The 11435-nt window shown below is 64.1% G+C and carries 19 protein-coding genes and 1 pseudogene; 3 read left to right on the top strand and 17 right to left on the bottom strand.

The window, feature by feature from the left end:
• The 3 genes and pseudogenes from x551_RS13360 to x551_RS23545 form a co-directional block, all read left to right on the top strand.
• Positions 1-1079 (top strand): annotated as a pseudogene (locus tag x551_RS13360) (iron ABC transporter permease); the annotation flags it as partial.
• Between the two features lie 190 nt (positions 1080-1269).
• Complete coding sequence (locus x551_RS13365) at positions 1270-1986, top strand: hypothetical protein (protein ID WP_051512013.1); 717 nt, start codon at positions 1270-1272, stop codon at positions 1984-1986.
• A 38-nt stretch (positions 1987-2024) separates the two neighbouring features.
• The gene (locus x551_RS23545; protein ID WP_161728038.1) at positions 2025-2228 is read left to right on the top strand and encodes a tyrosine-type recombinase/integrase; all 204 of its coding nucleotides are present in this window, start codon (positions 2025-2027) and stop codon (positions 2226-2228) included.
• Here the strand turns inward: x551_RS23545 and x551_RS25285 are convergent.
• From x551_RS25285 to x551_RS13450, 17 genes are all read right to left on the bottom strand, one after another.
• On the bottom strand, positions 2225-2401 hold the full coding sequence (locus x551_RS25285; protein ID WP_152543514.1) for a DNA-binding protein: 177 nt from the start codon (positions 2399-2401) through the stop codon (positions 2225-2227). The genes x551_RS23545 and x551_RS25285 overlap by 4 nt on opposite strands.
• A 73-nt stretch (positions 2402-2474) precedes the next feature.
• Positions 2475-2729 (bottom strand): hypothetical protein, encoded by a 255-nt coding sequence (locus x551_RS13370; RefSeq protein WP_036248921.1) that lies wholly within the window; start codon positions 2727-2729, stop codon positions 2475-2477.
• Positions 2726-3037, bottom strand: a complete 312-nt coding sequence (locus tag x551_RS13375; protein WP_036248924.1) for a hypothetical protein — start codon at positions 3035-3037, stop codon at positions 2726-2728. Before x551_RS13375 ends, x551_RS13370 begins: the two co-directional genes overlap by 4 nt.
• A 433-nt stretch (positions 3038-3470) precedes the next feature.
• Positions 3471-3863, bottom strand: a complete 393-nt coding sequence (locus tag x551_RS13380) for a hypothetical protein (protein WP_036248927.1) — start codon at positions 3861-3863, stop codon at positions 3471-3473.
• A complete protein-coding gene (locus tag x551_RS13385; RefSeq protein ID WP_036248930.1) occupies positions 3863-4102 on the bottom strand; it encodes a hypothetical protein in 240 nt (79 codons plus the stop codon). The genes x551_RS13380 and x551_RS13385 overlap by 1 nt, the downstream gene beginning before the upstream one ends.
• Positions 4099-4665 (bottom strand): hypothetical protein, encoded by a 567-nt coding sequence (locus x551_RS25290; RefSeq protein ID WP_152543515.1) that lies wholly within the window; start codon positions 4663-4665, stop codon positions 4099-4101. Before x551_RS25290 ends, x551_RS13385 begins: the two co-directional genes overlap by 4 nt.
• Positions 4658-5026, bottom strand: a complete 369-nt coding sequence (locus tag x551_RS13395; protein WP_216701321.1) for a hypothetical protein — start codon at positions 5024-5026, stop codon at positions 4658-4660. Before x551_RS13395 ends, x551_RS25290 begins: the two co-directional genes overlap by 8 nt.
• Positions 4989-5729, bottom strand: a complete 741-nt coding sequence (locus x551_RS13400; RefSeq protein ID WP_216701322.1) for a DNA cytosine methyltransferase — start codon at positions 5727-5729, stop codon at positions 4989-4991. The genes x551_RS13395 and x551_RS13400 overlap by 38 nt, the downstream gene beginning before the upstream one ends.
• Positions 5716-6195 (bottom strand): hypothetical protein, encoded by a 480-nt coding sequence (locus x551_RS13405; protein WP_152543516.1) that lies wholly within the window; start codon positions 6193-6195, stop codon positions 5716-5718. The genes x551_RS13400 and x551_RS13405 overlap by 14 nt, the downstream gene beginning before the upstream one ends.
• A 44-nt stretch (positions 6196-6239) precedes the next feature.
• Positions 6240-7121, bottom strand: a complete 882-nt coding sequence (locus tag x551_RS13410) for a hypothetical protein (RefSeq protein ID WP_036248937.1) — start codon at positions 7119-7121, stop codon at positions 6240-6242.
• 67 nt (positions 7122-7188) lie between these two features.
• Complete coding sequence (locus x551_RS13415; protein ID WP_036248940.1) at positions 7189-7452, bottom strand: hypothetical protein; 264 nt, start codon at positions 7450-7452, stop codon at positions 7189-7191.
• A gap of 94 nt (positions 7453-7546) precedes the next feature.
• Complete coding sequence (locus x551_RS13420) at positions 7547-7936, bottom strand: recombination protein NinB (RefSeq protein WP_051512019.1); 390 nt, start codon at positions 7934-7936, stop codon at positions 7547-7549.
• An 830-nt stretch (positions 7937-8766) separates the two neighbouring features.
• Positions 8767-9150, bottom strand: a complete 384-nt coding sequence (locus x551_RS13430) for a zinc-finger-containing protein (protein WP_216701323.1) — start codon at positions 9148-9150, stop codon at positions 8767-8769.
• 2 nt (positions 9151-9152) lie between these two features.
• Complete coding sequence (locus x551_RS23550) at positions 9153-9635, bottom strand: Ref family recombination enhancement nuclease (RefSeq protein ID WP_051512022.1); 483 nt, start codon at positions 9633-9635, stop codon at positions 9153-9155.
• A gap of 2 nt (positions 9636-9637) precedes the next feature.
• On the bottom strand, positions 9638-9853 hold the full coding sequence (locus x551_RS13440) for a hypothetical protein (protein ID WP_036248946.1): 216 nt from the start codon (positions 9851-9853) through the stop codon (positions 9638-9640).
• Positions 9850-10503: a DUF1071 domain-containing protein gene (locus x551_RS23555; protein ID WP_051512024.1), complete on the bottom strand. Its 654-nt coding sequence runs from the start codon at positions 10501-10503 to the stop codon at positions 9850-9852. Before x551_RS23555 ends, x551_RS13440 begins: the two co-directional genes overlap by 4 nt.
• Before the next feature lie 293 nt (positions 10504-10796).
• On the bottom strand, positions 10797-11189 hold the full coding sequence (locus x551_RS13450) for a hypothetical protein (protein WP_036248970.1): 393 nt from the start codon (positions 11187-11189) through the stop codon (positions 10797-10799).
• Positions 11190-11435: the final 246 nt, after the last annotated feature.

Here is an 11435-nt window from a genome sequence, read left to right on the forward strand (position 1 = left end):
CTGCGCGCCGTCGCGCTGCGCGGCGCGGCCGCGCTGGCGGCTGGCGTGGCACTGCCCTGATGGAGACCTGGCGACTACGGCGTCGGCTCCTACTTCGGCCTGACCACCTTCACCACCGGCATCTACAAGGCCTGGCTGGCGATGGACGACCGCATCGCCGCCGCACAGCTCGCCACCTTGCTGCTGCTCGTCGTTGCGCTGCTGTTGTGGGCCGAGCGGCGTGCGCAGCGGAGGCTGCGCTATGCCAGCAGCCGCGCTGGTGCGGCGGCGCGCGAGGGCCGGCCGGTTCCGCTGCACGGCCGGCGCGCCGTGCTGGCCTTCTCGCTGTGTGCAGCGCCGGTGCTGCTGGGTTTCGTGCTGCCGGTGGCGGTGTTGCTGCGCGCGGTGTGGCTGGAGGCGCGCCATGGCGAGTTCGGCCTGCCCTGGCTGCGCTTCGCCGGCTGGGCGTGGACCAGCCTGCAGCTTGCGACCATCGCAGCACTCGCCGCCGTCGCGCTGGCGGTGCTGCTCGCCTTCGTGCTGCGGGGACGCGCCGGCGGTGCGGTGCGGCCGCTGGCCCGGCTGGTGTCGCTGGGCTACGCGGTGCCGGGCGCGGTGATCGCGGTCGGCCTGCTGTTGCCGGTGGGCTGGGTGCAGGCCGCGGCCCCCGGCTCCAGCGCGTCCGCTGGGTGACCGCGGCAGCGACCGGCAGCATCGGCGGCCTGCTCTACGCCTACCTGGTGCGCTTCTCGGCGGTGGCGCTGCAGTCGGTGGAGGCGGGCTATGCGCGCATCCCGGCCAGCTTCGACGACACCGCCCGCACGCTCGGGGCGGGGGGCGGGCGGCTGTTCTTCGGCGTGCACGCGCCGCTGCTCACGCGCTCGGCGCTGGCCGCGGCGCTGCTGGTGTTCGTCGACGTGATGAAGGAGCTGCCGGCCACGCTGGTGCTGCGGCCCTTCAACAGCGATACGCTGGCCGTGGTGGCCTACCAGTTCGCACGCGACGAGCGCCTGGCCGAGGCTGCGCTGCCTTCGCTGGCGATCGTGCTGGTCGGCCTGATTCCGGTGCTGCTGCTGTCGCGCGCGATGCGGGTGCGGTGAGCGGCACCCCGCCGCGGCTGGTGCCTCCGACAGGAATATTGGGTGATATTTGGCTATCGCCGGCTGTGCGGTGATGTGCCGGTAAGTTCGCGCCACGCTTGAGTTTCTTGGCCTATCCGGACCTGTCCGGGTTCGTGGCCGTTAGGGCGGTTCGGGTACATTCGTCGCGTCCCCGCCCTAACAAATCACGTTGGCCTACTTCCGCAAGCTCAAGACGGGGAACTGGTCGGCGCAGATCGATCGGGCCGGCGTTCGGACCTCCCAGACCTTCCCGACCAAGGCCGCTGCTCAGGCCTGGGCGACCAAGACCGAGGCGGAGATCCTTGCCAAGAGGCGAGGGCAGACGGTCAAGCGTACCCTGAGGCAGGCCCTTGAGCGCTACCGGCAGGACGTGAGCGTCAAGAAGCGTGGCAAGCGCTGGGAGGAGATGCGGATCGGCTCCTACCTCGGAGAGTTCGGGCTGCCGTTCGCCGACAAGTGGCTGGAGGACGTGACTCCTGATGATTTCGCCAGGTGGCGGGACCATCGGCTCAAGGGCCTCAAGAGCTCGTCGGTCGCGCGGGACTTCACCCTGCTCTCCTCGGTGATGTCGATCGCTCGGGACGAGTGGGGCTGGCTCCACGCCTCCCCGTTGACGAAGGTCAAGCGCCCGAAGCAGCCGCCTGCCAGGACGAGGCTGATCCACTGGACGGAGATTCGGGCGATGCTCCGGGCTCTCGGGTGGGCGAGGAAAGCTCCGGAGAACCTCTCCCAGCAGGCCGCGCATGCGTTCCTCGTGAGCCTTCATACCGGGATGCGCGCGGGGGAAGTCTTGAAGGCCGAGAGGCGGGGAACGGTCGCCACGCTGGAGACCTCGAAGAACGGCGAGCGAGAGACATTCCCCTATCAGCGCGGGCGATCAAGCTGATGTCGTTGTGCCCGAAGTACACCGTCAGTGGGCCGAGCTTGGACGCCCTGTTCCGGAAGGCCAGGAAGACGGCGGGGCTTGAGGGGTTTACCTTCCACGACGCCAGAGCTACGGCCTTGACCCGCATGGCGAAGAAGGTGGACGTGCTCCAGCTCGCGCGGATCTCGGGCCACAAGGACATCAAGATGCTCATGGTCTATTACCGGGAGACATCGGCGGACATCGCCAAGAACCTTCGCTAGGCTTGTTGTCGTTGCTGGTCCATCCAGCGGCGGATGTCGGCCACCTCCCACCGGACGGTCTTCCGGGAGAGCCTCAAGGCTGGCTTGGGAAAGTCGGGGCGGGGCTCCACGGTCTTCCGCAGAACCTCGCGGGACACGCCGAGCATCTTGGCGATGTCGTCTCTGGTCATCATGATGTTTCTCCTGGCATGGGTGCGGCCTGGGTGGCTGAGATCACGTCAGTGGGGATGGGGCGGATAGATCTAGTTAGGCGTGTTCATGTGCGCCACCAGTTGCCTTGCGGCGAATCTCGCGGCACTGCTCTCGGAACAGGCGCGCGTTCTCCAGCGCATCAGCCCGCGAGTCGAATGTCGCGCCGTTGTCGGTGGCAACCGGGCAACCGTAGATCGTGCCCGCGTAGCCGCGCCACAGCTTGCCGTCGCGCACCTGTTGCCACGGCTCGACTGAAATGTCGCTGTCAAGCGCGTTTGCGTAGGCCGTGGCCTTGTCAAAGTCAATCACAGCAGCGTCCCTTCGCGTTTGTAGGGGTCAAGCGCATAGGCCAGCGCCATGCGCAAATCGCGCACCTTCTCGGCCTCGTCGCTGTCGTCGGCTTCAATCGTCGCCAGCACCGCGTCGCAATCGCGCAGCAGGCCGGCAAGTACGGCGCGTTCGCCCTTCTGGTCGGCGCACTCCGTGACAACCGCCACGTAGTGCTTCAGCACCGCGTCCAGGTAGTCCAGGCGCACGTTCACCAACTTCTGCGGGCGGTGCGGCTCGGCCATCGCCCGGTCGCGCACTTGTGCAAGGTGTCCGTAGTCGCTGCTCATAGTTCCTCTCGTTTAACCGGTCCGTCGAGCGGACCAGCCCCGGCCTGGTTGCTATGAGAGTCCATCGTCGTTTCTCCTGTGCGTTGCGGGCTCACGACTCCCCCTTCCCTTGGGCGCCGCCCTGGTTTTGTTCATCAGGCCCGAGCGCTTCGGCTGGGCCTCCAGGGGCGGTCTTGCACGAGTTTCGCGTCGCCACCGGCTGTCCGACCTTCTTCTTTGTGAGGTGGAGCATTCCGCAAGCCGGGCACTTGTAGACGCACAGCCTGGTGAGGGTCTCATCAGCTGCAATTCGACGCTCGGCCACGAGCGCTGCAGCCTCCCTGGTTGGGAACGCAGTCTTGGTGGCGCAGATCCACTTCGCGTGCTCAAGATGCGCCGCGATGTCATCAACTGACGCAGGCGCCGTTGCCTTGCTCATCATGGCCCGATCTGCCTAAAGCAGCGCAACTTGCTGCATGTCGGACTCGGTGAACCCATTGCTCACGCGAATGTTTTCGTCCGTACTGAGCGCTTGCGCGATGACCGACATCGTGTCCAACAGATCACGCTTGTCCCAATGTCCGCGCTCGTCAACTACCTTGTTCTTCCAGCATAGAGTGAATCGGTCTTGCGGGATCGCGCGGTCTTCCTTGCGATTGAAGCCAACGCAGACGAACGACTTCGCCTCATCGTCGGACGACAGGTTCGCAACGGGCGTACAGTCGCCGCGCCCTCGAAGGCACATATGCTGTGTGACGGTTGGCATCAGATGCTCCTTTGTCTCGGTGTTGAAAGGCCGCCTCGGGTTGCATCCGAAGCGCGCGGTCTGATGAAAATCAGGGTCCATCAGGCTCCCTCCGCTCGATCAGGCTGGGCGCCGGCTGTCTGCTTGAGAAGTTGCGCGTACAGCGTCGAGTGCATGACCAGCGTGCCGTCCGCAAGTCGGAACGCTGCCGGCTCACGCCTCGCGACGACGCGGTATCGCTTGCGTCGCTTCATGATGGGCATGCGCTCGACGCGATAACGGAGCGTCGTGGCGATGTCGTTCATCAAGATCCGGACGCCGAGATGGAACATGCCGCTCATCCCTGTCCTTCCTCGCTCCCCGCGCCGGAGCGAGCGGGAGGGGCGGCATTGAGCATTGCGGCCCACGCATCCCGCATGTCCTGCTCGATCGTGGTGCCGACACCGTTCTCATCGAGGTGCGATTCGTCGACAAGACGTTCAGTGTTCTGGTGTGATCGATCGAAATCGATCTGGTGGTGCCCCCTGTAGAGCATCTCTCCAGTCGGCTCGATCGGCACCAGCTTCCACCCCGGCGGTGCGGCGGTGGGGGCTTCCGGCTGCCCGATCTTGGCGACGGCATCACGCGCATGCACCATTGCATCGGGCTTGCTCGCAAGGGCGCGGCTGAGTTCTCGGCTGTCGTCTTGCAGCAGGCCGGGAGGCCAGCCAGTACGTTCATCCGACCGCGCGCCCTGGCTAGAACCAGAGGCTGCTTGTCCAGACCGAGCGGCCTGCCACGCAAGCCATGCGCCATGCAGGTCGAAATCGATGTATGCGTTGTTCAGCGCGAGGAACCGCATGTTTGCGCCCTCATGCCGCGGCTGCGTGCGCGCCCACGCCTCGAACCGCTCGCGCTCACTCATGGGTGCTCCCGGTGGCCGCTGCGATGCCTGCGGGACGGAATGACGACCGCGCTTCGGCCCACGCTTTGATCTTCTTGACGAGCCTGCGGCGAACGGTGCGGCGCTGGTGGGCGTTGCCCGACATCGGGATGCCGTGCCATTCGATGAATTCCACCGTGTTGCACCAGGGGCACGGCTGGTCGCCGCCATGTCGGAGCGGACCGCCCGGTTCGTCGCACGAGTCCAGATCCCACATGTACCCTTCGTAGCAGGAGCCGTCCGGGTATCTGGCGCCGAAGGTGGGCGCCTCGTAGTTGCAGCCGAGCGGCCGCGTGTGCTGTGAGTTATCCATGGCTGCTCCCTGCGGTGGGTTCTTGGTCATCGACCTTGCTTTGGTCATCAGACCGAGCGGTGTTGCTGCAACCAGAGGCGGTCTGTCCCCACTGGTGCGCCATGGCGTCCGCTATTCCTTGGAAGGTTCGGGACCGCTCTTTCCAGCGATTCGGCCCGGGCGGCATCCAGTGCACCCGGCTCCGCTCGGCGAGCGTCAGTTTCATCATCTCGGAGCGAACGTCGTTGGTCGGCACGAGCTTCGGCAAGCGCTTGAGCCACAGGCCCGTGGTCTTGGTCTCCATGTGCCCAAACTGCCACGGGTGGACGTACTGGTCGGCCTTGCGAATCTGGCTGCCGATCCGTCCGGGTGGGTTCTCCAAGGCGATGCGCGGAATCGGCAGGGCCATCAGCCAGCGCACGAACTCCAACGCATCAGCCTGCTCCTGCTGACGCTTGGGCCACCACCTGGCACCTGCGTTGGTCAGGTAGGTGCACGGCGGGTGCGCGATCATCAGATCCCAGCCGGCCATCGGCACATCACGGATAGAGCCGTGGAAGTGGAACGGTGATCCGTCCTCGGCAGGCAAGATGTCGCACGACCAGGCGTCATGCCCTCTTGCGCGAAAGGCCCCGCGCACCACGCCGGAGAATTCACAGGCCACGAGTACTCGCAATCCGGCGCGGTCTCGCACAGCCGCCTCGGGTTCGCGCAACACAGCGCGGTCGGATGGATTCAGGTCATGCATGTTCATCAGGCCCAGCGTTGTGGATAGAACCCGAGGCGGTCTGTTCGGCATCGAACATGTCTGCGGTGTGCTCGCAACGCGCAGTGACCTCCTGCTCCATGGGCACGAACTGCGTGCAACAGGGTTGACCGTCGGCGCCGTAGACCCACTCCGGGATCGCATCCTCGCGGAACGAGCGGCCAAGAATCTCGCACCAGTCCTCGTCCGTCTCCTCGCGGCCCTCGCGGTACACCGTGCCATTCATGGCCTTGTCGCGGGCGCACTCTTCGCACCACATCGAGTGAAAGAATTCGCCCTCGGTTCCGTTGCACGGCATGTAGGACTCGCCGGGCTTGTTGGCGTGGAACTTCACGCGCGGCAGCTTCGGCTGGACAAACACAGCCACAGGGCCAGCGCGGTCGGATGGATCAAGCCCCATGCTGTCGCGGCAGGCGTCGCAGGTATTGCCGATCCTGGCCTTGTTCCAGCACAAGGCGCACTGCTGTCTGGCGCGGTCGGATGAACAAGAATCCATCTTCAATCCCCCCTCTCGCCAGAGGCCTGGGGAGGCTCGCGTCGTTCGATTCGCTGCAACAGGCCGAGCACAACAGCGCGCACCTCTTTGTGCGAGCGACAGCCGTCGATGCCCGCACCGGGAAGGGCTTGGATCTCGGGAATGCCATCGAGAGAGTGCGCGAAGTGCCCGTGCCAGTCACTGCTGCGGATCAGCCGGCGCCGCATGTCCATCGCGTCCATGCTCGCAACTTGCAGCACCCAATCTTGGGTGACGTGAGGCGCGCGGCGGGCGAGTTCCTGCAACTCGGCCACGACGCTCAGGTAGGCTCGCTCGTGATTGACCGCCTCGGGTTCTGGCCGTAGCGCTCCGCTCGGATCACCCTGAGCCTCCCTGCGCTCGGCGAGCCATTCCTCGTAAGCCTCGCGGTTCGACTCGCACGCTTCGCACGGACCGTCCGGCCCAGCGCAAGTGCAGCGGCCTAACGGCTTGAACACGTCTGGCGGTTCGGAGGGAGGGGTCGAATCCCCTGAAGCAGCGGGAGGGGCGTACTGCCGAACCAACGCGATCATCCGCTTTGCCTCGCCCTCGTACTTCAGCCAGCGATCGCCCCAAGGCTCAGGGATCGGCCCGCCTTCCCAGATCAACTCGTTGCACGCATCCTCGCCGTGCTCCTCGGCACAAAGCTGCCACGCGAGTTGCTCCCACTCCCAGTCATCAAGCCACCCGGCCGGCTGCGCTGCTGTGGAGCGCGCCCCGAGGTCGTAGCACTTGCGACCGTATGCGTGCATTTGGTCGGCTGGGTACTGGAACGTGGCTCGCGGGATCGGCTCCCGGCCATAGCCGTGGTCAGTCCAGAACACGCCTTCAGGTTTCGGCAGCTCCGGCAAGTCCTTGTGGGTCATATCTATTCCTTCCCGATCTGGTTTTCTGGTCATTCAACCGAGCGTTGAATCCACAACCCGAGGCGGTCTATCGCCACTTGTTCGATCCAACCACCGTGACGCCGGTTTCGGTCGTCAGGCCATCGGGCTTGTCCTCGGCGCTCCCGTACTCGAACCTCACCGGGTAGCAACTGTCCAGGCCCTCAATCACAGCTTGGCCCCAGACCCAGCAGTCCGCCCTAGAGGGCTCGGCCTTCCGCATCATTTCCATCATCGAAGCCATGATTGAGTGCAGCGCCTCGATGTAGGCGTCACTCACCTCGACCTCGATGTCGTCGTACTTGGCCCTCATCACGCTCTCCTATGTCTCAGTGGTGAACAGCCGGCTCTGCTTCTTGCCGAAGCGCCGGGGCCTGATGTACAGATTCGGGGTGCATCAATCGCTCCTATGCCGCTACCGGCTCTGCAAACTCAACACCACGCTCTGCCCCGAAAGCTGCGATCAGCTCCTGAAGCTCGCTCATCTCCCGCACGCTCATCTGGCTGGTGCTCTGTCCCAGGACGACGAACCCTGTGCCGTCGAGGTTGGGGACGACTTCCTGCTTCTTGAGCGCTGCCGAGAAAACGCATTTCCACGAATCCGCATCGAGCTTCCTGCCGTGCCACACCACCTGGCGGGACACCTCGGTCAGCATCGCCCACATCCGCGCATTCGCTTCGAGGCTCCGGGTGGGCGGGCTGATCTTCACGACGTACCCCGCAGGCGCTGACTGCACCGCTGCCACCGCTCTCTGGCGGGCCTCGGAGTGGGCGAGGAATATGGTTCTTCTATCCATGTTTCGGCGTCGTCAAAGCGCGCTCCAGTTCCCAGCCGTCTCTAACTCGGGATCGCACCACGTCATACGACTGGCCGTAGATTTCCGACCACTCGATTAGCGGCAGCCTCCGGCCGTCAAGTTCGTAATACACGGTTCTCCGGGTATTCCGCGCCTGCATCTTTTGCGTAGCCCAACGGCAGTTTCTGGGCTCGTAGTCGCCGTCTACGTCGATGCGATCTAACGACGTACCTGCTGGACGTTCGCCCATGTCAGCGGCGAAGTTCGCAAACTCAAACCACCGATCGCACACCTTGATGCCTCTGCCGCCATAGAGCCCCCACCTGTGGTTTGTCGGCGTAGTGCATCGCTGGATCATTGAGGACCAGGAGCGGTAGATTGGCGAGTCGGTCTTGCCGTGCGTCCGAAACGTGTCGCTGGTGAGTTGCCGCTTGAGGCAGCCGCATGACCTCGTGTTGCTGGTGCGCAATGAGGCAAGAGAGACGTCCGTCAAAGCGCCGCAGTCGCAGGAGCATCGCCAAAGGGTGTTCTTGCTCCTCCGCCCGACTGGCTCAAGGGCGACAAGGCGGCCGAATCGATGCCCACTTACATCGTGCTGGTTTACCTGGGCTAGAGCTTTGTATCCACACTCTCGGCCGCAGGTAGGCCGCGTCAGCTTGCTCTTCGGAAGCCACATTGCACGGGAACAAATGATGCATTCCGCGCGCGTGCGCCCCGGGTGCTCCGTGAACCGCTCATCGTGCCAACCCATCACGCCGCCTCCTTCTCAAACTCACGCCGCCCGGCCTCTCTCGCCATAGCCTGCGTCCTTGCTGTGTAGACCTGCTTGCTCATGTCTTGAATCTCTCTCCAACCACCCGGACCACCGCCTTGCACTGCTCCACGTCGAACATGCCGATATGGCAGTTGGCGAAGCTGATGCCGAGCTGCCTAGAAAGCCAGTAGTACGCATCGCGCCTGTTCATCTGCCGGGACTTCCACAGCGGATCGAACGCGGCGTGAGCACGACTCTTGGCCTTTCGAAGCTCGGCGTTCGCCAGCCGCCCGAGCGGTTGCGTGCCGTCGCCCTGGCCCTTGCCTGCTGCGTGGCACCCGACGTGGGCGTCACAAGGATCGCAGCGCCAGAACTTCAGGGCGAACAGGTCAGGGCGGTGCGGGTAGATCGCCGAGCCAGTCACGAGGGCTGCAGGCTTGTCGCAGTAGTGGCAGATCACTCTCACAGCCTGTACTCCGCCTTGTCGAACACACCCAGCCGCGTCTTGGTCAACGCCAGCAGCTCAAACTCAGTCCCGTACTTCGCCTCAAACCGCGTCTTGAACGGATGACGGCTCACGATCCCGAACTGAGCCCCGTTCTGGTGGTGCCCCGGATCGCAGAGGCCCAGCGCGAACAGATGCCCCAGCCGTCGCCCGCCATCCACGATGTGATGCACTGCCGTCGGACGCGGTAGCCAGCCTTCGAGGTGGCACGCAATGCAGCCGTAGGCCACGATCCGATCCATCCAGGCCGATTCCTCGACCGTCGGGGCGCGCTTGCCGGGCTTGGCCTTGATGCCCTTGGGCAACGAGACCACTTCTTCACTCACCGCCCGAATCACGCCAGTGCGCTCCACGCGGCGCAGCGGCGGGGCCGGAGGCGCTACGTAGACGGCTCGCTGAAAGCTGGAGCGGCGCACGGGCTTGGACTTCGGGAACAGCATGGTCAGAACGGCGGGCCGTCGTCGTCACGGCTGCGCTTCGCATCCTCACGCGGCTTCGGGTCGCTGATGTAGGCCCAGCCATCCCAGCCCAGCGGGATCGCGTCCAGCTTGAGCATCGGGCCCGCCTTGGTCTCCATGACCCGGCCGATGGTCTTGTAGAACGCCTTGCCGTCCCGGTCCTCGCCGGTCTTAGCTCGCACTTCTTTGTATCCGCTCACGCTGGCTCCGTTTCTGGCTTGTTGGCCTTGATGGTCGAACGCAGCTTGGACTCCGCACGCAGGCAGCTCCAGGCATAGACGCGCTCTTCGTTGTCGTTGAAGGTCTTGGGGTCGTACCAGACACGGATCGCGTCCATGTCCTTGCCTTCCTTGTGGCAATCGATGAGGTACATGGCGAGTTCATCCAACTCGCCGATCCGGTCATCGCTGATCCCTGCACCGGCCCCTTCGGTCGGGGTGATCGTTCCGGGTTTCTTGGGGCGTTCGGCTTCTTCAGCTTCCGGCAGGTCTTCCCCGGCATAGATGTACAGACCGAGGCCGTGCATCGAGATGGCCTTGGTCATGCAGCGCATGATTGCGGTGTTGACCGCGAAGGCGTCCGGATCGGGGATGGCCTTGTTGCGGTGGTCCATGACCGGCAACATGCACTCACGACGCAGCCCCTTGATGGTCACGGATGTGTGAACCATCGCGGTCTTGCCGATGCGCATGCACGGCTCCGTGGAGCCTTCCGGGCCGTAGGTGTGGACGACCCACGTTGCCTCAGGATCGACCTTCAGCACTTCCGCCCAGGCCCACGCCCAGGAGAGATACGTGAGACCGTTCTTCTTCTCGCAGTGGTCGTTGACGTTGATCTTGAGCAGGTCCATGACGGTCCTCAGAATGGTTGGTGAAGGACCGCGATCCCCCAGGCCCTGCGCAGGGCGTACAGCGCAGGGTGGGCCTTGCGGTACTGGCGGTACACGTTGATGAACTCGATCACAGGTGAACTCCTGGTGTCTTGAGGTAGGCCCACAGAGCCTTGAGGGATTCGGTCCATGTGCTCTTCCCCTTGTAGGGGCCGCTTATTGCGTTGCTGATGCGATAGACGTTCATGGGCATCTGACCGAGCGTTGAATCACGAACCCGAGGCGGTCTGTGAAGGGCGGTGCGGCTCGAAGCATCACTTCGGTGCTGATGCGGCGCGCTCTGGGCGCTTGCCTGCCTCAAGAATCGGTAAGCCCGCTTCGGTCGGCACGTAGATGACTTGGCCGTCTTGAGCCTTCAGCCCCTCAATCCACAAGTAGCGCAGATAGCCTTCGTTGCCCTTCAGACTGTCGCCGATGATCTTGTTGGCTTCGGCCACTCCGCGAGCCCGCTCGACCTCGGCGCCCGCCAGCATCTTTGCGCTTTCCATCTTGGCCTGCGCCTCTTGGATCGCGATCTGCCTGTCTTGAATGGCCCGCTCCAGTGCAGCTTTGCCAACCAGACCTTGCTGCCACACGTTGTATTGCGGGCACCCTGCCATGCAGGCTGCAATGAGGGCCACGAGGCCAATCATGGTGTCGCGAAACATCGGCCACACCATTGGCTCATTAGTTGCCTTGTCCCAATATCTGCTCATCAAGCGCTCCTTTGTCTCGGTCGTGAAAGGCCGGCTCTGCTTCTGTCCGAAGCGCTCAGGCCGAATGAAAATAGACCCACGCATAACCCCCAACCCCTGCTGCAATCAGCGCAAAGATCAAAGGCATCCACTTGATGCGTACAGGTTCTTCGGGATCGGGCCAGCAGTGAGTAACACCGGGTTGGGTGTGCTCGAAAT

Origin of the sequence: Methylibium sp. T29 (assembly GCF_000576205.1) — a bacterium.
Taxonomy (GTDB): Bacteria; Pseudomonadota; Gammaproteobacteria; order Burkholderiales; family Burkholderiaceae_C; genus Methylibium; species Methylibium petroleiphilum.

Coding starts and splice junctions, on each gene's coding strand:
- x551_RS25285 (WP_152543514.1), bottom strand. CDS start 2,401: ATGATGACCAGAGACGACATCGCCAAGATGCTCGGCGTGTCCCGCGAG.
- x551_RS13375 (WP_036248924.1), bottom strand. CDS start 3,037: ATGAGCAGCGACTACGGACACCTTGCACAAGTGCGCGACCGGGCGATG.
- x551_RS13380 (WP_036248927.1), bottom strand. CDS start 3,863: ATGGACCCTGATTTTCATCAGACCGCGCGCTTCGGATGCAACCCGAGG.
- x551_RS13385 (WP_036248930.1), bottom strand. CDS start 4,102: ATGAGCGGCATGTTCCATCTCGGCGTCCGGATCTTGATGAACGACATC.
- x551_RS25290 (WP_152543515.1), bottom strand. CDS start 4,665: ATGAGTGAGCGCGAGCGGTTCGAGGCGTGGGCGCGCACGCAGCCGCGG.
- x551_RS13395 (WP_216701321.1), bottom strand. CDS start 5,026: ATGACCAAGAACCCACCGCAGGGAGCAGCCATGGATAACTCACAGCAC.
- x551_RS13400 (WP_216701322.1), bottom strand. CDS start 5,729: ATGAACATGCATGACCTGAATCCATCCGACCGCGCTGTGTTGCGCGAA.
- x551_RS13410 (WP_036248937.1), bottom strand. CDS start 7,121: ATGACCCACAAGGACTTGCCGGAGCTGCCGAAACCTGAAGGCGTGTTC.
- x551_RS13415 (WP_036248940.1), bottom strand. CDS start 7,452: ATGAGGGCCAAGTACGACGACATCGAGGTCGAGGTGAGTGACGCCTAC.
- x551_RS13420 (WP_051512019.1), bottom strand. CDS start 7,936: ATGGATAGAAGAACCATATTCCTCGCCCACTCCGAGGCCCGCCAGAGA.
- x551_RS23550 (WP_051512022.1), bottom strand. CDS start 9,635: ATGCTGTTCCCGAAGTCCAAGCCCGTGCGCCGCTCCAGCTTTCAGCGA.
- x551_RS23555 (WP_051512024.1), bottom strand. CDS start 10,503: ATGGACCTGCTCAAGATCAACGTCAACGACCACTGCGAGAAGAAGAAC.
- x551_RS13450 (WP_036248970.1), bottom strand. CDS start 11,189: ATGTTTCGCGACACCATGATTGGCCTCGTGGCCCTCATTGCAGCCTGC.